The sequence below is a fragment of the Glycomyces arizonensis DSM 44726 genome (genome assembly GCF_000482705.1).
Taxonomy (GTDB): Bacteria; Actinomycetota; Actinomycetes; order Mycobacteriales; family Micromonosporaceae; genus Glycomyces; species Glycomyces arizonensis.
This window is the reverse complement of record NZ_AXWO01000030.1, coordinates 48,852-67,162: the sequence shown is the minus strand read 5'-3', so window position 1 is coordinate 67,162 and position 18,311 is coordinate 48,852. Positions and strand designations below refer to the sequence as shown.

The window sequence follows — 18,311 nt, the reverse complement described above, 5'->3', positions numbered from 1 at the left end:
GTGATCGATATGACCTGCGCGGCGGCTGCTATTGGGGGGTGCGGGGTGCGGGGTGCGGGGTGCGGGGTGCGGGGTGCGGGGTGCGCGATCGCTGGTGGCCGGATTGGCGCACCGCGCTGGGATGGCGGTGAGGGCGCTGATCGGACGGGATGGTGGTGATGGCGATCGTGTCGGTGTCTGGGGCGGCGGTGATGGTGGGGGACTGGAGCAGTGGCGGGGATCGGGAGAGTGGTGTGAGGGTGGTGCCGGAGGGCGGAGCGCGGGCTGTTACGGGGTTGGTTGATGTGGGTGGGGGCTGCCGTACGGCGGCGTGGCCGGTCACCGGCCGTGGGTGTGGGTTGGCGCAGGGCGGGCGAGATGGCCTGTCTCGCCCGCCCGCGCCGTTTCCCGCGGGACCTCTGTAGGCGCCGCGCGCGGGAGCTACCCGCGCGCGATCTTCTATGGCGGTGTCGGCGGATCCCACTCGCACCGCCTGCCTACAGAGGCAGAGGAAAGTCAGAGACGAACTAACTGCTGTATCCGTTTTTGTATGGAGACTGTCACGCGAAGTCAAGACTTTCAAGGAAAGATTTTTAGCCTGTGGATAACTTTCCGACCCTGTGGTGTTTCAGCTGTTCAGGGTGTTTTGTGGGAATTTTTCGGGATGTTTTGCCTGCGCGGCTGCCTGTGGATAACTCTGTTGCCGGGGTGGGAAGTGTGCGGTGGCGGGGTCTGCGGGCGTGGTCCCTCGGTGTGCTCGCGGCTTCGGCGCACGCGTTCGATCGTCAGGGGAGCTTGGAACACCGGGATCGCGGCGGTGTCGGCGCTGATGCCTCGGTCGTGGTTGTCGGCGGGGACAGGTGCTCGCCAGCGGTGATGATCCGCTTGCCGCTGGGGATGGATGGCGTGGGGCGTCTCTGGTGGCGTCCCGTTCGAGGTTGTGCTCGGTGTTGGACGGGCGTCTTGGCTAGTGGCCCGGGCTTGGCTGTGGTCTGGTGGCTCTTGGGTTGCGGCTCTCTGTTCTGATTCTTGCGCGCGGGTTTTTATCCTCGGGTAACCGTTGGATTCTCACCAGGGCCTCTGCCGCCGCGTGCAGGCCCGACGTGAATCTCGGGTTGGCGCTCATCGCCGGTTCGGCCCTCGCGATCGCCCTCCAGGCGTCGTCCTTGTATGTCTCGTCGCCCGTCTCCTGGGAAGCCTCCAGCAGCGCGGCCGCGGCCAGGGCCCAACCCGAGGCGGTCGGGCCGTCGTGCACGTCCGCCGGGCGCGTCACCAGCGCCTCCGCGTCGGCCGCCGTGTCGTAGAAGCCGCCCATGCCGTCGGTGAAGTGCTCGCGGATCTGCTCCAGCAGCACCGTCGCCCGGTCCGTCCACACCCCGCCGAGGCGCAGGAAGCCCAGCGCCACCGCCGCGTAGTCCTCCAGGATTCCCGGCGCCTCCGAGGCCGTCCCGTCCAGGGAGGCCCGCGCCAGGCGGCCGTCCTCGCCCATGTGGAGGCGCGCCAGCGTCTCGGCGGCCCGCTCGGCCGCCAGGAGCGCGTCGCGCCGGCCCGTCCGCGAGCCGTATTCGGCCAGCGCCGCGATCGCCAGGCCGTTCCAGGCGGCCACCACCTTGTCGTCGCGGCCCGGCTGCGGGCGCCGCCGCCTGGCGGCCAGGAGCCGGTGGCGGATCGCCGCCAGCCGGGCGTCGTCGGGCACGTCGCGGGGGAGGAGCAGCACGTTCGCGCCGTGCTCGAAGTTCGGCTGGCCGGCCGACAGGCCGAAGGCCTCCGCCGCCCAGGCCGCGTCGTCCACGCCCAGCGCGTCGGTCAGGTCCTGGAAGGTCCACGCGTACGTCAGGCCCTCGACGCCGCCGGTGTCGGCGTCGAACGCCGCCGCGAAGCCGCCCTCGTCGGTCGTGAAGTGCTCCAAGAGGAACGCGGCGGTCTCGTCGGCGATACGCGCGAACAGCTCGCCTTCGCCGTACAGCCGCGCGTACAGCCACAGCAGTTCGGCGTTGTCGTACAGCATCTTCTCGAAGTGCGGCACCACCCACGCCTCGTCGACGCTGTAGCGGGCGAAGCCGCCCGCGAGCTGGTCGTAGATCCCGCCCCGCGCCATCTGCTCGGCGGTGCGCCGCACATGGTCCAGCGCCGCCTCGTCCCCGGTGCGCACGTAGTAGTCCAGCAGGAACCGCAGGGCCGGGACGCTGGGGAACTTCGGCGCGGTCCCGAAGCCGCCGTGCTCGCGGTCGGCCGAGGCCAGCAGGGCGCGGGCGGCCGCGTCGAGCATCTCGGTGCGCACCGGCGGGGCCGGCGGGCACGGCCCGTCCAGCGGGCAGGCCGCCGTGACGTCGGCGAACGCCGGGCCGTTCTGCGCGCTGGCCTCGACGATCGCCGCGCCCTGGTGGCGCAGTTCGGCGCGCTGCTCGGTCCAGGCGGTGTGCACGGCGTCGAGCAGCCGCAGGAAGTGCGCCTTGGGGAAGTAGGTGCCCGCGAAGAACGGCGTGCCGTCGGGGAAGGCGAACACGGTCATCGGCCACCCGCCCTGCCCGGTGATGGCCATGGTCGCCTGCATGTACACCGCGTCGAGGTCGGGGCGCTCCTCGCGGTCGATCTTGACGGGCACGAACCGGTCGTTCACCGACGCGGCCACCGTCGCGTCCTCGAACGACTCGTGCGCCATGACGTGGCACCAGTGGCAGGTGGAGTAGCCGATCGAGAGGAGCAGCGGGACGTCGCGCCGCTCGGCCTCGGCGAGCGCGGCCGGGCTCCACTGGCGCCACGCGACGGGGTTGCCGGCGTGCTGGCGGAGGTACGGCGAGAGTGCGTCGGCGAGCTCGTTCATGACTCCAGCCTGACACACGCGCGAGCACCTGGAGCGGAGCCGCCGCGCGGCGGCCCGCTGGAGGGCGGCGGTAGGGCTGGCTGTACCCCGGCCCGGGGGCTGGCAAGGCGGTGAAGTGGGCCGCTCGCGTCACTGCGGCAAGCGCGTTCGGCGGCGAGCCTTGATGCATGAGTTCACAAGCCCCGCAGCAAGCTCCCGACATTGTCCTCAAGCGACTGACGACGGCCGGGTTCGCCGGTCTCGGCCTGGGCCTGATCGCCATGGTCGTGCTGCACGCGACCTCGGGCCTGAACCCGATGAAGGTCGTCATCAGCCTGCACCTCTACACGCCGCTGGGCTGGCTGCTGCCGGTGTCCCTGGTGCTGCTCGGCACCGCGGCTTGCGCGTTCGCCGCCGCCGCGCGCCGGGCCGGCGCGCCCCGCTGGATGAGCGGGATGCTGGTGGCCTGGGCGGGCTTCCTGGGCCTGGTCGCCCTGTTCCCGACCGATCCCCCGGGGCTCCCGGAGGTCTCGCTGATCTCGCAGATCCACCGCTACTCGGCGTTCTGCGCCTTCGCGACGATGGCGATCATGGGCGTGGCCTTCTGCCGCTGGGCGAAGGCCGCGGACCGGTGCCCGCCCTCGATGCGGCGGGCGGTGGCGGCCTTCAGCTGGTTCGGGGCGGCGGCGCTGGTGTCGTGCTCGACGCCGTACGTGATGGAGTGGTTCGGCACCCCGCGCGTGCCCGGCGCCTACGCCGCGGGGCTCTTGCAGCGCCTGACGGTCGGCTCGGAGCTGGTCGCGCTGGCCGTGCTCGGCGCCTGGCTGCGGGGCCCGGCCTCAGTAGGAGCCCACGTTCTCGGAGTGCTCCCAAGCCGCGCACGGCGTGTCGTACTTCCCTTGGATGTAGCCCAGGCCCCACTTGATCTGGGTGACGGGGTTGGTCGCCCAGTCGTCGCCTTCGGAGGACATCTTGTGGCCGGGGTAGGCCTGGGGGATGCCGTAGGCGCCGATCGAGTTCTCGGCGAGTTCGTTCCAGCCCGATTCCTTGGTCCAGAGCGCTTCGAGGCAGCCGAACTGCTCCAGGTCGAAGCCCCAGTCGAGGGCGATGGCGCAGCCGGTGGCGCGGTTGCCGGAGAACTCGTCGCAGCTGGAGGGAATGTCCACTGAGGTGGGGTTGGTGTGCTGGGCGGCCTGCTCGGCGGCCTCCTCGGCCGCCTGCTGCGCCTCTTCCTCGGCGTCGTTGAGGCTGTCGGCCTTGTCGGCGGCGTAGTCGGCGACGGCGGCGGCCTTGGTGGTGACGTCGGCGCCGGCGGTCTCGGCGATGTAGTTGACGTGCTCTGAGCGGATCTCGTCGTACTGGTCCTCGACCTCGCCCTGGAGTTCGGCGGCCGCCTGGCTGGGGTGGTCGGCGTCGTCCTCGGCGGGGTCGTCGGTCACGGCGCTCGCGACGATGACCGCCCCCAGGGCGAGGACGAGCAGGGCGGCGAGCCGTGAGCCGTATCGGGTCAGCTTCGGGATCATGGTGCGGCTTTCAGTCGGGGGCAGGGGCGTTGCGAGGGGTGTGTCAGTACCAGCCGTTGGACTCGGAGTGGTTCCAGGCCGAGCACGGGTCGCCGTAGCGGCCCTCGATGTAGCCCAGGCCCCAGTTGATCTGGGTGACGGGGTTGGTCTCCCAGTCGTCGCCTTCGGAGGACATCTTCGAGCCGGGGAGGGCCTGGGGGATGCCGTAGGCGCCGATCGAGTTGGCGGCGTACTCGTTCCAGCCCGATTCCCTGCTCCACAGCGCTTCGAGGCAGCCGAACTGCTCGAGGTCGAAGCCGTGGTCGAGGGTGATGGCGCAGCCGGTGGCGCGGTTGCCGGAGAACTCGTCGCAGCTGGACGGTATGTCCACTGAGGTCGGGTTGGTGTGCTCGGCGGCCTCCTGCGCGGCCTGCTCGGCCGCTTCCTGGGCCGCTTCCTCGGCGTCGTCGAGGCCCTGGGCCTTGTCGACGGCGTAGTCGGCGAGGGCGGCGGCCTTGGTGGTGACGTCGGCGCCGGCGGTCTCGGCGATGTAGTTGACGTGCCGGAACCGCACTTCCTCGTACGCCGCTTCGGCTTCGGCCTGCTGCTCGGCGGCGGCCTGACTGGGGTGGTCGGCGTCCTGCGCGGCGGGGTCGTCGGTCACGGCGTTGACCGTGATGACCGCTCCGAGGGCGAGCACGAGCACGGCCGCGAGCTTGGCGCCATAGCGGGTCAGCAACGGGATCATTCGCTCAACTCCTGGGTCGCAGGCGCGTGTCCACACGCGCCCGCGACCCAGCATGCCAGAGCGGGGCCGCTAGCCTTCGAGCAGGTTGGTGACCATCTCCGCGATCTCGGAACGCTCACTGCGCGTGAGCGTCACGTGCGCGAACAGCGGGTGGCCCTTGAGCACGTCGATGACGGAGGCGACGCCGTCGTGGCGGCCGACCCGCAGGTTGTCCCGTTGCGCCACATCGTGAGTGAGGACCACCTTGGACCCTTGCCCGATGCGGGACAGGACGGTCAGGAGCACGCCGCGCTCCAGCGACTGCGCCTCGTCGACGATGACGAACGCGTCGTGGAGGCTGCGGCCCCTGATGTGGGTCAAGGGAAGCACTTCGAGCATGCCGCGATCGAGGACCTCGGTGATGACGTTGTCGTCGGTGACCGCGCCGAGCGTGTCGAACACGGCCTGGCCCCACGGGCTCATCTTCTCGCCCTCGGAGCCGGGCAGGTAGCCCAGCTGCTGGCCGCCGACGGCGTACAGCGGCCGGAAGACGATGACCTTCTTGTGGACCTCGCGCTCCAGGACCTGCTCGAGCCCGGCGCACAGCGCCAGCGCCGACTTCCCGGTGCCGGCCTTGCCGCCGAGGGAGACGATCCCGATGTCGGGGTCGAGCAGCAGGTCGAGCGCGACGCGCTGCTCGGCGGAGCGGCCGTGGATGCCGAAGGCCTCCCGGCCGCGGATGAGGCGGATCTTCTTGTCGGAGGTGACGCGGCCGAGCGCCGAGGCGCCGTTGCCGGTCAGGACGAGCCCGGTGTGGCAGGGCAGCTCGGCCTCGGGCGGCAGGTCGACCTCGCCGCCCTCGAAGAGCCGGTCGATGTCCTCGTCGGCCACGGCGAGCTCGGTCATGCCCGACCAGGTGGGGTCGGCGGCCTGGCCGTGGCGGTAGTCCTCGGAGGGCACGCCGACGGCCGCGGCCTTGACGCGCAGCGGCATGTCCTTGGTGACCAGGACGGTGTCCGCGCCCTCGGTGCCGAGGCTGTGCGCGACGGCGAGGATGCGGGAGTCGTTGGCGTCGACGGCGAACCCGGCCGGGAGGCCGGAGGTGTCGACGTGGTTGAGCTCGACGCGGAAGGTGCCGCCCGATTCACCGATCTCGATGGGCTCGTCGAGGCGCCCGTGCTTGATGCGGAGCTCGTCGAGGCGCCGGAGGCATTCGCGGGCGAACCACCCGAGTTCGGGATGGTGGCGCTTCGCCTCCAGTTCGCTGATGACGATGAGCGGGACGACCACATGATGTTCGTCGAACCGTGAGAACGCTCCAGGATCCGATAGCAGAACCGAGGTATCGAGGACGTAGGTGCGCTGTGCCAGCACGGTCGCCTCCCGGGTGTCGATGTGGGGGGACTGGCCTCGGCGACGCCTGCGAGCCGAGTCAGGAACCTCGGCGATGCTTGCGAGCCGTAAATGAGGCCGGCCCCGTTGGTACTCACACTCTAGTTGGGATGTGTGTCACTTCGCTACCGTTAAATGCGTTGAAAGCGTAACTCCAGGTCACTGCCGCGTCGGAAATCCGACAAAATAGACACGCCGGGTTATGGCCCGATCACGGAAAGTCGACCGTTTTTCGGTGAGAATGAACATCGTGTCCACCGTGAGCGTCGCCGAACTCAAAACGGCCATCGCCGCCGCCCTCCAGCAGGTCCGCGACGGCCAGGCCGCCATCACCGCCGCCAGCCAGAACATCGAGGCCGCCCAGGGCAGCCTCTCGGCCGTCACCGCCGGTTCGGGCCACGACGCCGTCGCCACCGCCCAGGCCGCGCTCGCGCAGGCCGCCACCGAGCTCGAGCAGTCCCTCGCCGCCACCTTCGCCGCCGCAGAGCAGGCCGAAGGCTACGCCTCCACCCTCTAGAACGGAGACCCGAGTGGACGTCGCCGCCCTCGCCAGCAGGCTCCGCGTCCTCGCGGCCGACCTGCCCGCCCCCGGCCTGGCCACCGCCGACGCCCACCTCGACCGCGCCCTCACCGCACTCACCGAGGCCGCCAGGGAATCGGGCGCCGAGGTCGGCCTCCACCGCCTCGGCGCCGCCCGCGAGCACCTCGCCGCCGCCCGCACCCGCCTCGCCGAGGCCGCCTGCGCCGTCGACGACTACCTCGACGCCATCGGCGCCGCGGGCACCGTGAACCGCCGCGCCTCCGCTCCGTCCGGCCCGGCCACCGCGAAGGCAGCGCCCGTCGACGCCCGGCAGTGGTGGACCGACCGCGTCGACGAACTGTGCCGCCGCTCCGGCACCCCCGAACCCGCCGCCACGACCCCCACCAAGCTGTTCAACGAGCTCCTGAAGGCCGCCGCCGACGGCTCGGCCGACGCCTACCACCGGCGCCTGCGCGACGCCGGACCCGAGACCGGCGTCCGCCTCCCCGGCCTCGCCTGGCCGCTCGTGCGCGCCCTCGCCGCCGAGCACCTCGGCCGCGCCCCCGCCGCCCGCGACCTCCCCGTGCTCGGCGGCCGCTGCGCCGACCGCGTCCGCGCCCTCGTCCCCGGCGCCGAACCCCAGCACCTCGACCGGGCCCTCGCCTCCGCCTGCGCCCTCGGCCCCGCGCGGGGCGAGGAGACCGGCGACGCGGCCGCGGCCGCCGCCCTCGGCCCCGCCCTGGTCGCCGCCCTCCACCGACTCCCGCGGCGCAGCCCGGGCGACCACCGACCCGAGCGGAAGAGGCCACGATGAGCAGCTGGCGCAGACGACTGGTGGCCGCGATGGCCGACGAACTGGGCACCGCCCGCGGCGAGGCCCGCCTGCTCGCCGACAGCACCGCCGCCGCGGCCGAAGCGGTGCGCACCGAGACCGACGAGGCCATCGCCGCCGCCGGACGCAAGCAGGCCGGCCTCACCGCCGTCCACGACCGCATGCTCGCCACCCTCCAGGCCAGGAAGGAGCAGGCCGTCCGCGCCGAAGCCGCCGCCGCGTCGAACGAGGCGAGCCTCGCCGCGCCCGTCGCCGCGGGCGCGCCGTGGCCCGGCTGGATCCCCTACCCCGCCCTCACCAAGGGCCCCGCTCCGCTGCTGCGCGTCGGCACCATCGACGACGCGATCGCCCTGCCCGCCCTCGTCGCCCTCCTCGACCGCGACCACCTGCGCGTCGCACCCGACGCGGCCGAGGCCCTGCCCGGCCTGCTGCTGCGCGCCGTCGGCGCCGCCCCGGCCGGAGCCGTCCGCCTCCACGTCTACGACCCCGAGCACCTCGGCGGCGCCCTCGCCTCGTTCGCGCCCCTGGGCAAGGCGGGCCTGTTGTCCTTCGTCGGGCCCTCGGGCCTGCGCGAGACGCTGGACGCGCTCGTCGAGGACGTCAGGCGCGTCAACGCCGACGTCCTCGCGGGCGACCACGCCACCCTCGCCGCGCTCGCCGCCGCCACCGGGCGCCGCCCCGAACCCTGGCGCGTCCTCGTCCTGCTCAACTCCGACATCGCCTCCTGGCCCGCCCACGAGCGCGCCCAACTCGCCCGGCTGCGGCGCACCGGCGTCGGCGCCGGAGTCCACCTCGTCATCGCCGAGAACAGCACCGTTGGTGACGATCCCAACGGCCTCGGCGACCTGCCGTGCCTCACCGCCACCGCCTACTCCGGCCTGCCCGGCGCCCGCCTCCGGCTCGACCCGCCCCCGCCCTCGCGCACCGTCACCGCCGCCGCCAAGGCCGTCGCCGAGAAGCACGCCGCGGGCCGCGAACCGGCCCGGCTCATCGACCTGCTCCCCGACCGGCTGTGGGCCGCGAGCTCGGCGACCGGCCTCGACGTCGCCCTCGGCGAGCGCCCCACCGGCGACGCCGCCCGCGTCGTCCTCGGCGACAACCCGCCCCACGCGCTCGTCGGCGGCCCCTCCGGCTCGGGCAAGACCAACCTCCTCTACGCCTGGATCGCCGCCCTCGCCTCCACCTACCACCCCGACGAGCTCGCGCTGTACCTCCTCGACTTCAAGGAGGGCGTCTCCTTCGCCCGCTTCGCCGAGGGAAGGCGCGACCCCACCTGGCTCCCGCACGTCCGCCTCGTGGGCGTCAACATCAACGACGACCGCGAGTTCGGGCTCGCGCTCCTGCGCCACCTCAAGGCCGAGCTGCGCCGCCGCGCCGAGGCCGCCAAGGCCCACGAGGCCACCAAGCTCGAAGAGCTCCGCGAGGCCGACCCCGGCGGCCACTGGCCCCGCATCGTCGCGGTCGTCGACGAGTTCCAGGTCCTCCTGGAGGCCCGCGACGCGGTCACCGACGAGGCCGTGGGCCTGCTCGAAGACCTCGCCAGGCGCGGCCGCAGCCAGGGCATCCACCTCGTCCTCGCCTCCCAGGACATCGCCGGGATCGAGGCGCTGTGGGGGAGGCCGAGCCTGGTCGCCCAGTTCACGATGCGCATCGCGCTGCCGAAGGCCCGCCGCGTCCTCGCCGAGAACAACCACGCCGCCGACACCGTCCCGCGCTTCTGCGCCATCGTCAACGACGAGTCCGGCGTGGCCTCCGCCAACAAGACGGTCGCTCTGCCGAACGCCGGGCACGCGGGCGCCTGGGAGCCGCTCCAGCGGCGGCTGTGGGAGGCCAGGCCGCGCGGCAACACCCCGCCCGCCCTGTTCGACGGCGACCACGTCCCAGCGCTCACCGAACTCGTGCCCGAGACCGAGACGGTCCTGCTCGGCCAGACCATCGACGTCGAGGCCCGGCCCGCCGCACTCGCCCTCCACCGCGCGCCCGGCCGCAACCTCGCCGTCCTCGGCACCCGCACCGCCGAGGCCGCCGACGTCCTCGCCGCCGCCGCGCTCACCGCCGCCAGAGCCCAGACCGTCGGCGTCGACCTGTGCTGCCTCGAACCCGACGCCGCCCCCGGCGCCCTCGCCCTCGCCGCCGCCTTGGAGACCGCGGGCGCCGAAGTGGCCTGGCACGACAGCCTCGCCGAGGCCTGCAAGGACTGGGAGAGGCGCGCCGACGGCGCCTTCCGGCTGACGCTGCTGTACGCCGTCGACGCCGGCTCGCCCCGCCTCGACGCCGCCGAGGCCGCCGCGTTCCGCTCGATGCTGTTGGACGGGCCCGAGCGCCACCTCCACACGCTCGGCTGGTGGCGGTCGGTCCCGCGCCTGCGCGAGGACCTCGGCGGCTTCGCGGCCCGCTTCGACGCCGTCGACGCCTGGCTCGCCCTCGACGTCCAGGGCCCCGAGCTCGCGCCGCTCTCACCGACCTCCGGCGGCCCCGCCTGGTACCCCAGGGAGCGCCGCGGCCTGTACTTCGACCGCGCCCGCCACCGCGCCCCGCACGTCGTCATCCCCTACCGCACCGCCGAAGGCCTGCCGAAACCGGAAGCCGTCCTCGACGGCCCGCTCACCTGAGAGGCGCCATGGACACCGCATACGCCGACGCCGTCGCCCGCTACCTCAGCGAACGCGACGAAGCCGAAGCCGAGACCCGCGCCGCCCGAGGCGCCTACGAGACCGAGACCGCCGCGCTGGCCGCCGCCGTCGACACCGCCCGGCACCGCCGGGACGAGGCCGACCGCGCCGCGGGCGAGGCCGCCGCCCTCGTCGAGGAGACCGACGAGACGGCCGCGGCGCTGTGGCGGACCCTCGGCGGCTTCGTCGGGCAGCGGCGCACCGGCCCAGAGCCCTACCGCGTCGCGGGCGAGGCGGCCGAAGCCGCCGCCGTCCGAGCCCGCCTGGAGCGCGCCGCGCGCCTGCTCGACCTCGCCCGGCAGGGTGAACTGCCCATCGACGCGCCCCGCCACACCGAGGCCACCGCCGTCGGCATCGGCGCCGCCGTCGCCGCGGCCGCCGTCGCGCTCGCCGCCTGGATCCTCACCGCCGACCCGGTCGGCGCGGCCACCGCCGTCCGCCGGGCCCTGGCCGCGGCGACCCTGTTCGCGGGCGTCGCCGCCGGGCCGGTCGTCCTCGGCTCCTGGCTGTCGTGGCAGTACCGGGTGCGCCCGCGCCCCACCCAGGTCATCGGCTGCGTCACCGCGGCCCTCGCCGCCACGTGCGCGCTCGCGGGGGTCATGCTCAGGGGGATGTGACAGGCGGGTTGCCGCCATGGGGTACACCTGATGCGTCACCGAAACGTGAGGAGACCGGTCCATGGCAGGCATCGACGACACCAGCTCGTGGCATTACGGACCCCTGCCGTCGACCGACGACGCCCCCGCCTGGATCTTCGGCATCGTCCCCGACGGCTGGATCGCCGGCATGCCCGAGGTGACCGTCGACCGCGACGAGATGATCATCATCTGCCCGCTCCCGGTCCCCGACCACCCCGGCGACGCCACCGAGTCCGACCGCGCCGCCACCGAGGAGGGCCGCATCTCCCGGTTCCGCGAGGCCACCCGCGACATGCGCGTCCAGATCGCCCAGCAGCTCCAGTACCGCTACCACCGCCAGGCCTCCTGGGGCGCCAGGTGCGGGGCGACCACGATGGTGTTCACCCACCAGTCCATCCCGGTCACCACCAGGCTCCGCCAGCCCGAGCGGCTCGTCCTCGACACGCTCGTCGGCTCCGGCGTGGCCGCCTCCCGCTCCGACGCGCTCGCCTGGTGCGTCCGGCTCGTCGAGCAGCACGCCGAGGACTGGCTCAAGGAGCTGCGCGAGGCCATGGTCAGCGTCGACGACCTGCGCCGCCGCGGCCCCGCCGTGTAAAGAGCCCCACTGTTCAGCGAGCGCTGTCGTTCAGCGAGCCCTGCCGTTCGAAGAGCCCTGCCGTTTGAAGAATCCTGCCCTCTAGCGCAGCGACAGCACCGCCGCCACGGCCGCCAGCGCGAACGCCGCCAGCACCGCCGAGGCGATCGCCCACGTCTTGACGCGCTGCGCCCTCGACGCGTCCTCGTGCTCCCTGCGGTGCGCCATCGCCGTCTCCGATGCTCGATCTGCGGTGGGTATGCGCTCGATGCTCGTACAGCTCGCCGCGCCGTGCCGGAAAACGACCGAATACCACCTTCAACAACATGTTCGACCGGTTGGCAGCGATGCGTTAACGCGCTCATTCGATGATCGAAAGCGCTCCGCTTCGTTGAGGCAGTGAACCTAATTCATGCATCGATGATCGGTCATGCTCACTGAAGTATGAAGTACAGGTAGATCTGCTCGTTTCGAGCTTGAATAAGCACGTTGTGGGAATCGTCATGAGAAATCGCTGCTCAAGTCGTCTTCATTCGCGCATTCAGGCCCGCCGGGGGGCCGGTGGTCCCGTAACGTCCAAAGCACCGGTCCCGGCCGGTGATCCCGCCCGAGACCACGACCGCGCCCTGAACCGAAGGAGCGACCATGAGCACAGTCTCAGACACAGCGGAACCTACGACGGGGCTGACGAACCCGCCGACCCGGCACGCGCGCCTGCTCGCGTGGGTGGCCGACGTCGCGGACCTCACCAGCCCCGACCAGATCGTGTGGTGCGACGGCTCCGACGCCGAATGGCACCGCCTGACCAGTGAACTCGTCGCGTTCGGCACGCTCGAACCCGTCCCGGCCAAACCGGACTCGTTCCTCGCCCGCACCGACCCCGACGACGTCGCGCGCGTCGAAGAGCGCACGTTCATCTGCTCGAACGACCCCGAGGACGCCGGTCCCACCAACAACTGGACCGCCCCGGACTACATGCGCGAGACCATGACCGAGCTGTACCGCGGCTCGATGCGCGGGCGCACCATGTACGTCGTCCCCTTCTGCATGGGCTCGCTGGAGGCCGACAAGCCCATGTTCGGCGTCGAACTCACCGACTCGGCCTACGTCGCCGTCAGCATGCACATCATGACCCGCATGGGCGCCCACGTCCTCGACGCCATGGGCGAGGACGCCGACTTCGTGCCCTGCCTCCACTCCGTCGGCAAGCCGCTCGAACCGGGCGAGACCGACGTGCCGTGGCCGTGCGACGAGACCAAGTACATCTCCCACTTCCCAGAGGACCGCGAGATCTGGTCCTACGGGTCCGGCTACGGCGGCAACTCGCTGCTGGGCAAGAAGTGCTACGCCCTGCGCATCGGCTCAGTGCTGGGCCGCGACGAGGGCTGGCTCGCCGAGCACATGCTCATCATGCGGCTGACCAGCCCCGAGGGCAAGGTCTACCACGTCACCGGCGCCTTCCCCTCCGCCTGCGGCAAGACCAACCTCGCCATGCTGGAGCCGACGATCCCCGGCTGGAAGGTCGAGACGCTCGGCGACGACATCGCCTGGCTCCGCTTCGGCGAGGACGGGCGCCTGTGGGCCTCCAACCCCGAGTACGGCTTCTTCGGGGTCGCCCCCGGCACCGACTACACCACCAACCCCAACGCGATGCGCACCATCGAGCGGGGCCACAGCCTGTTCACCAACGTCGCCCTCACCGACGACGGCGACGTCTGGTGGGAGGGCATGGGAGAGCCGCCCGAGCACGCCGTCGACTGGCACGGCCAGTCGTGGACGCCCGCGTCCGAAGGCCCCTCCAGCCACCCCAACAGCCGGTTCTGCACGCCGATCAAGCAGTGCCCGGTCCTGGCCAGGGAGTACGACGACCCGCGCGGCGTCCCGATCGACGCGATCCTGTTCGGCGGCCGCCGCGCCACCACCGTGCCGCTGGTGACGCAGGCCCGCGACTGGGTCCACGGCGTCTACATGGGCGCGACGCTCTCCTCGGAGACCACCGCCGCGGCCACCGGCCAGGTCGGGCTCGTGCGGCGCGACCCGATGGCGATGCTGCCGTTCATCGGCTACAACGCCGCCGACTACTTCGGGCACTGGATCGAGATGGGCAAGTCCGCCTCCGACGCCGCGCTCATGCCCGAGGTGTTCTACGTCAACTGGTTCCGCCGCGGCACCGACGGCCGCTTCCTGTGGCCCGGCTTCGGCGAGAACTCGCGCGTCCTCAAATGGGTCGTCGAGCGCCTCGAAGGCCGCGCCGACGCCGTCGAGACCCCGATCGGGCACTGCCCGACCCCGGAGTCGCTCGACGTCACCGGGCTCGAGATCGACCCGACCGACCTCAAGTCCGCGCTCGAGGTCGACCGCGACGAGTGGATCGCCGAGATCCCGCTCATCGAGGGCTGGTTCGCCCGCTTCGGCGACAAGCTCCCGACGATGCTGTGGAGCGAGCTCGACGCGCTCAAGAACCGCCTCGACCTGCGCTAGGGGCGTCCGGCGCACCAGTGTGGCCCGCGGGGCCGCCGTCACCGGACGTGGCGCGGTCCGCGGGCCATGACTTGGCGCCGCCAGGGCGCCGATGAGGCGGGCCTACAATTGTCGGTCGTGGCGATCGCAAACCTGCTTTACCGCATCTACGAGCGCCGGCTCGCGAACGAGCTGGCGGGCAGGCCGCTGCCCAGACACATCGGCGTCATGGTCGACGGCAACCGCCGATGGGCGCGCGACATGGGCCTGACCGACCCCAACGACGGCCACCGGGCCGGGGCCAAGCACATCGAGCGGTTCCTGTCCTGGTGCGAGGAGCTCGGCGTCGGGCACGTGACCATCTGGCTGCTGTCCACCGAGAACCTCTCGCGGCCGGCCGACCAGCTCGACCCGCTGCTCGACATCATCGGCGACCTCGCCGCGGAACTGGCCGAGCCCGCGCAGCGCTGGCAGCTGCGGATGGTCGGCGCGCTCGACCTGCTCCCGCCCGAGCACCAGGCGAGACTCAAGGACGCCCAGCAGCGCACCGCCGACAAGCGCGGCGTCCGCGTGAACCTCGCGGTCTGCTACGGCGGGCAGCGGGAGATCGCCGACGCGGTCCGCTCGCTCCTGCTCGAACACGCCGAGGCCGGGCTCAGCCTGGAGCAGGCCGCCGAGGCCGTCGACGCCGAGGCCATCGCCAGCCACCTCTACATGACCGGCCAACCAGACCCCGACCTGGTGATCCGCACGTCGGGGGAGCAGCGGCTGTCGGGATTCCTGCTGTGGCAGTCGGCGTACTCGGAGTTCTACTTCTGCGACTCGAACTGGCCGGACTTCCGCCGCGTCGACTTCCTGCGCGCCGTCCGCTCCTTCGCCACCCGCAGCCGCCGCTACGGCAAGTAGCGCCCGCTCAATACAAGCGGACCTCGATGGTCCTCGCTCCCCGCTTCATCTTGCCGTCGGTCGTCACCAGAGGGCAGTCGAGATACTCGGCCAACGCGACGTAGCTGGCGTCATACGCGGTGAAGTTGTCGCGCAGCGTCCAGGCTCGCGGGCCGGTGACCGAAGCCGGATAGCGAGTGAACTGCATGTCCGCCTTGATGATGAACGCCCCCTCGGCCCGACTCGGAATGATCTGCCGCCCGAGCACCATGCCCCGGAGCGCATGGGTGAACTCGTAGTCGAGGAGATGGGGGATGTGCAGGTCTTGGCCGACCAGTTCGTCAAGGAGCGCTTCGGATGCGGAATCGACCGTGAGCGCGTCGACCAAGGCTGAATTGTCGAGGACGATCACGATTCGCGCGCCTTGCGCACCGCTTCGATCACCTGCTCGTGAGTAGCGCCTCCTCCGAGTTCGCGAAGCGCCTTTATCCGCTCGAGAAGTTCGTCGGGAGAAGGCCGGGAAACCGCTTCGGTGAGGATTTCACCGGCATAGGTGGACAGGGACTGGCGGGCGCGCGCGGCGCGCGCCTTGAGTTCGGCGACGACTTCCTCGTCGAGATCGCGGACCTGCAGGTTCTTTGACATCGTGCTCTCCAATGGCATGCCCCGGACACTACCGATTCCGATGGTACATATGCGGGATATGCGACCGGCGTGTCGCGCGTGTCGTGCCGCCGAAGCGGCGGGAAAACCCGAGCGACACGCGCCGCGACACCCGAAATTCGCTCTTCAAGCCGGGATCCCGGGGATATGGCGCAGACGAAGCGATGATCACGATGCGGGTGTCCAGGGCGAACCGCGATGCGCTCGCCCGGTCGGCGGAGTCCGAGTACCGAGGGGCGACGCTCAACGAGGTGCTGGGCTCGCTGCTGTCCGAACACCGGCGCTGGCGGATGCGGCGAGCGGAGGCGCCTAGCGGATCGTGACGCCCGCTTCCTCGAGCTCGGCGAGGGCCGCGGTCCTCGTCTCCTCGGCCACGGCCGCCGTGTAGTCGAGCAGGACCGTCGTGGCGAAGCCCTCGCGGGCCGCGTCCAGGGCCGTGGCCCTCACGCAGTGGTCGGTGGCGATGCCGACGACGTCGACCGCGTCCACGCCGCGCTCGCGCAGCCACTCGGCCAGGCCCGTCTCGCCGCTGGAGCCCTCGAAGCCGGAGTAGGCCGCCTCGTAGGCGCCCTTGTCGAACACGGCCTCGGCCACCGAGTGGTCGAAGTCGGGGTGGAAGTGCGAGCCCGGCGTGCCGACCACGCAGTGCGGCGGCCACGAGTCGCGGAAGTCCGGCTCGGCCGAGAAGTGCAGGCCCGGGTCGATGTGCCAGTCGCGGGTGGCCACGACGTGGTCCCACCGGTCCCCTTCGGCGCCGATGAGGTCGGTGACGCCGCGCGCCACCGCGGCCCCGCCCGCGACGGCCAGCGAACCGCCCTCACAGAAGTCGTTCTGGACGTCCACGACGATCAATGCCCTGCTCATGTTTAAAGCCTAGCGAGCGGGGTAAGCGTGTGTCAGGGGTGGGACCTGAAAAGGGCCCGGGGAGTTCGCTCCCCGGGCCCTTTCCGCGTGCTTTTAATGCCCCTTGGTCTCCTTGACCAGGTGGCCCCACTTCTCGTCGAAGACGGGCCGCTCGGAGCGGATGCGCGGGATCCGGTCGAAGTTGCGCAGCGGCGGCGGGCAGCTCGTGGCCCACTCCAGCGAGGCGCCGTAGCCCCACGGGTCGTTCGTCTCGACCAGGCGGCCGGACTTCCAGGACTTGAACATGTTCCACACGAACGGCAGCGTCGACAGGCCCAGGATGAACGCGCCGATCGTCGAGACCATGTTCAGGGTCGTGAACCCGTCCGACTCCAGGTAGTCCGCGTACCGGCGCGGCATGCCCTCGTTGCCCAGCCAGTGCTGCACCAGGAACGTGGTGTGGAAGCCGATGAACGTCAGCCAGAAGTGGATCTTGGCGAGCCGCTCGTCGTACATGCGCCCGGCGACCTTCGGGAACCAGAAGTAGATCCCGGCGAAGACCGCGAACACGATCGTGCCGAACAGGACGTAGTGGAAGTGCGCCACCACGAAGTAGGAGTCCGAGACGTGGAAGTCGATCGGCGGGCTGGCCAGCAGGATGCCCGACAGGCCGCCCAGGAGGAACGTCACCAGGAACCCGATGCTGAACAGCATCGGCGCCTCGAAGGTCAGCTGCCCCTTCCACATGGTGCCGATCCAGTTGAAGAACTTGACGCCGGTGGGCACGGCGATCAGGAACGTCATCAGCGAGAAGAACGGCAGCATGACCGCGCCGGTGGCGTACATGTGGTGGGCCCACACCGCCATCGACAGGCCCGCGATCGCCAGCGTGGCCGCCACCAGCGTCTTGTAGCCGAAGATGGGCTTGCGGCTGAAGACCGGGAAGATCTCGGAGACGATGCCGAAGAACGGCAGCGCCACGATGTAGACCTCCGGGTGCCCGAAGAACCAGAACAGGTGCTGCCACAGGATCGCGCCGCCGGTCTCGACGTCGAACACGTGCGCGCCCAGCTGCCGGTCGGCGACCACGGCGAGGAGCGCGGCGGCCAGGATCGGGAACACCAGGAGCATGAGCAGGCTCGTGATGAGGATGTTCCAGGTGAAGATCGGCATCCGGAACATGACCATGCCCGGGGCCCGCATCGTCACGATCGTGGTCGTCATGTTGACCGCGCCGAGGATGGTGCCCAGACCCGAGATGGTCAGGCCGACGAACCACATGTCGGCGCCGATCCCGGGGGAGTTCACCGCGTTCGACAGCGGCTGGTAGGCGAACCAGCCGAAGGCCGCCGCGCCGCCGGGCGTGATGAAGCCGGCGACGGCGAGCGTGGAGCCGAACAGGTACAGCCAGTAGGCGTAGGCGTTCAGCCGCGGGAACGCGACGTCCGGCGCGCCGATCTGCAGCGGCACCAGGTAGTTGCCGAAGGCGAACACGATCGGCGTGGCGAACATGAGCAGCATGATCGTGCCGTGCATCGTGAACAGCTGGTTGTACTGCTCGGAGGAGACGATCTGCAGGCCGGGGCGGAACAGCTCGGCGCGGATCAGCAGGGCCAATACGCCGCCGATGCCGAAGAACGCCATCGACGTGATGAAGTACAGCAGGCCGATCTGCTTGGCGTCGGTGGTGCGCAGGGTCCGGGCGAGCCAGGAGCCCCTCGGTTCGCGGCGCACCGGCCAGGGGCGCGCGACGATAGGCGTTGGTTCGACCTTTGGCTCAACCGTGGTCACCTGTGGGCCTCCAGATTCTTTCCAGGTAGC

General features: G+C 71.3%; 16 protein-coding genes and 1 pseudogene. 8 read left to right on the top strand and 9 right to left on the bottom strand.

Annotated features, from left to right (window positions below; genetic code table 11):
• Positions 1-946: 946 nt before the first annotated feature.
• A complete protein-coding gene (locus H613_RS27495) occupies positions 947-2,803 on the bottom strand; it encodes a thioredoxin domain-containing protein (protein ID WP_084546744.1) in 1,857 nt (618 codons plus the stop codon).
• 167 nt (positions 2,804-2,970) lie between these two features.
• On the opposite strand from H613_RS27495, the pseudogene H613_RS32805 reads away from it, so the two are divergent.
• Positions 2,971-3,543, top strand: a pseudogene (locus H613_RS32805) (DUF998 domain-containing protein); the annotation flags it as partial.
• 78 nt (positions 3,544-3,621) lie between these two features.
• Here H613_RS32805 and H613_RS32210 read toward each other — a convergent pair.
• From H613_RS32210 to phoH2, 3 genes are all read right to left on the bottom strand, one after another.
• Positions 3,622-4,305: an aggregation-promoting factor C-terminal-like domain-containing protein gene (locus tag H613_RS32210; RefSeq protein WP_026924893.1), complete on the bottom strand. Its 684-nt coding sequence runs from the start codon at positions 4,303-4,305 to the stop codon at positions 3,622-3,624.
• A gap of 43 nt (positions 4,306-4,348) precedes the next feature.
• Positions 4,349-5,032, bottom strand: a complete 684-nt coding sequence (locus H613_RS0118020) for an aggregation-promoting factor C-terminal-like domain-containing protein (RefSeq protein ID WP_026924892.1) — start codon at positions 5,030-5,032, stop codon at positions 4,349-4,351.
• A gap of 69 nt (positions 5,033-5,101) precedes the next feature.
• The gene (phoH2, locus tag H613_RS0118015) at positions 5,102-6,406 is read right to left on the bottom strand and encodes an RNA 5'-3' helicase PhoH2 (RefSeq protein ID WP_026924891.1); all 1,305 of its coding nucleotides are present in this window, start codon (positions 6,404-6,406) and stop codon (positions 5,102-5,104) included.
• 247 nt (positions 6,407-6,653) lie between these two features.
• Between phoH2 and H613_RS0118010 the strand changes: the two genes are divergently transcribed.
• The 5 genes from H613_RS0118010 to abmR all read left to right on the top strand — a co-directional run bounded on the left by H613_RS0118010 (position 6,654) and on the right by abmR (position 11,660).
• Positions 6,654-6,920, top strand: a complete 267-nt coding sequence (locus tag H613_RS0118010) for a hypothetical protein (RefSeq protein ID WP_156926114.1) — start codon at positions 6,654-6,656, stop codon at positions 6,918-6,920.
• Between the two features lie 13 nt (positions 6,921-6,933).
• Positions 6,934-7,737 (top strand): hypothetical protein, encoded by an 804-nt coding sequence (locus tag H613_RS0118005; RefSeq protein ID WP_026924889.1) that lies wholly within the window; start codon positions 6,934-6,936, stop codon positions 7,735-7,737.
• Positions 7,734-10,367, top strand: coding sequence for an FtsK/SpoIIIE domain-containing protein (locus H613_RS0118000; protein WP_026924888.1), 2,634 nt, complete (start codon positions 7,734-7,736; stop codon positions 10,365-10,367). Before H613_RS0118005 ends, H613_RS0118000 begins: the two co-directional genes overlap by 4 nt.
• A gap of 8 nt (positions 10,368-10,375) precedes the next feature.
• A complete protein-coding gene (locus H613_RS32445) occupies positions 10,376-11,044 on the top strand; it encodes a hypothetical protein (protein ID WP_026924887.1) in 669 nt (222 codons plus the stop codon).
• A 61-nt stretch (positions 11,045-11,105) separates the two neighbouring features.
• Positions 11,106-11,660 carry an ATP-binding transcription factor AbmR gene (gene abmR / locus H613_RS0117990; RefSeq protein ID WP_051393523.1) on the top strand — a complete coding sequence of 185 codons (555 nt, stop codon included), beginning with the start codon at positions 11,106-11,108 and terminating at the stop codon, positions 11,658-11,660.
• 81 nt (positions 11,661-11,741) lie between these two features.
• Here the strand turns inward: abmR and H613_RS32440 are convergent, their stop codons facing one another.
• Positions 11,742-11,867: a hypothetical protein gene (locus tag H613_RS32440; RefSeq protein WP_281171203.1), complete on the bottom strand. Its 126-nt coding sequence runs from the start codon at positions 11,865-11,867 to the stop codon at positions 11,742-11,744.
• Positions 11,868-12,284: 417 nt separating this feature from the next.
• Between H613_RS32440 and H613_RS0117980 the strand changes: the two genes are divergently transcribed.
• Both H613_RS0117980 and H613_RS0117975 read left to right on the top strand, forming a co-directional pair.
• On the top strand, positions 12,285-14,120 hold the full coding sequence (locus H613_RS0117980) for a phosphoenolpyruvate carboxykinase (GTP) (RefSeq protein ID WP_051393522.1): 1,836 nt from the start codon (positions 12,285-12,287) through the stop codon (positions 14,118-14,120).
• Between the two features lie 117 nt (positions 14,121-14,237).
• Entirely contained in the window at positions 14,238-15,005 is a 768-nt protein-coding gene (locus tag H613_RS0117975; protein ID WP_026924884.1) for an isoprenyl transferase, read from the top strand.
• A gap of 7 nt (positions 15,006-15,012) precedes the next feature.
• Here H613_RS0117975 and H613_RS0117970 read toward each other — a convergent pair whose 3' ends face one another.
• The 4 genes from H613_RS0117970 to ctaD all read right to left on the bottom strand — a co-directional run bounded on the left by H613_RS0117970 (position 15,013) and on the right by ctaD (position 18,281).
• Positions 15,013-15,396: a type II toxin-antitoxin system VapC family toxin gene (locus H613_RS0117970; protein ID WP_026924883.1), complete on the bottom strand. Its 384-nt coding sequence runs from the start codon at positions 15,394-15,396 to the stop codon at positions 15,013-15,015.
• On the bottom strand, positions 15,393-15,629 hold the full coding sequence (locus H613_RS27490) for a FitA-like ribbon-helix-helix domain-containing protein (RefSeq protein ID WP_035738493.1): 237 nt from the start codon (positions 15,627-15,629) through the stop codon (positions 15,393-15,395). Before H613_RS27490 ends, H613_RS0117970 begins: the two co-directional genes overlap by 4 nt.
• A 327-nt stretch (positions 15,630-15,956) precedes the next feature.
• The gene (locus tag H613_RS0117955; RefSeq protein WP_026924882.1) at positions 15,957-16,511 is read right to left on the bottom strand and encodes an isochorismatase family protein; all 555 of its coding nucleotides are present in this window, start codon (positions 16,509-16,511) and stop codon (positions 15,957-15,959) included.
• 93 nt (positions 16,512-16,604) lie between these two features.
• Positions 16,605-18,281, bottom strand: a complete 1,677-nt coding sequence (ctaD, locus tag H613_RS27485) for an aa3-type cytochrome oxidase subunit I (RefSeq protein ID WP_051393521.1) — start codon at positions 18,279-18,281, stop codon at positions 16,605-16,607.
• Between the last annotated feature and the right edge of the window lie 30 nt (positions 18,282-18,311).

Excerpts from the sequence above, each read along its gene's own strand:
- H613_RS0117955 (WP_026924882.1), bottom strand. The coding sequence starts at position 16,511 with ATGAGCAGGGCATTGATCGTCGTGGACGTCCAGAACGACTTCTGTGAG.
- H613_RS32445 (WP_026924887.1), top strand. The coding sequence starts at position 10,376 with ATGGACACCGCATACGCCGACGCCGTCGCCCGCTACCTCAGCGAACGC.
- H613_RS0118020 (WP_026924892.1), bottom strand. The coding sequence starts at position 5,032 with ATGATCCCGTTGCTGACCCGCTATGGCGCCAAGCTCGCGGCCGTGCTC.
- H613_RS32440 (WP_281171203.1), bottom strand. The coding sequence starts at position 11,867 with ATGGCGCACCGCAGGGAGCACGAGGACGCGTCGAGGGCGCAGCGCGTC.
- H613_RS27495 (WP_084546744.1), bottom strand. The coding sequence starts at position 2,803 with ATGAACGAGCTCGCCGACGCACTCTCGCCGTACCTCCGCCAGCACGCC.
- abmR (WP_051393523.1), top strand. The coding sequence starts at position 11,106 with ATGGCAGGCATCGACGACACCAGCTCGTGGCATTACGGACCCCTGCCG.
- H613_RS32210 (WP_026924893.1), bottom strand. The coding sequence starts at position 4,305 with ATGATCCCGAAGCTGACCCGATACGGCTCACGGCTCGCCGCCCTGCTC.
- H613_RS27490 (WP_035738493.1), bottom strand. The coding sequence starts at position 15,629 with ATGTCAAAGAACCTGCAGGTCCGCGATCTCGACGAGGAAGTCGTCGCC.
- H613_RS0118000 (WP_026924888.1), top strand. The coding sequence starts at position 7,734 with ATGAGCAGCTGGCGCAGACGACTGGTGGCCGCGATGGCCGACGAACTG.
- H613_RS0117980 (WP_051393522.1), top strand. The coding sequence starts at position 12,285 with ATGAGCACAGTCTCAGACACAGCGGAACCTACGACGGGGCTGACGAAC.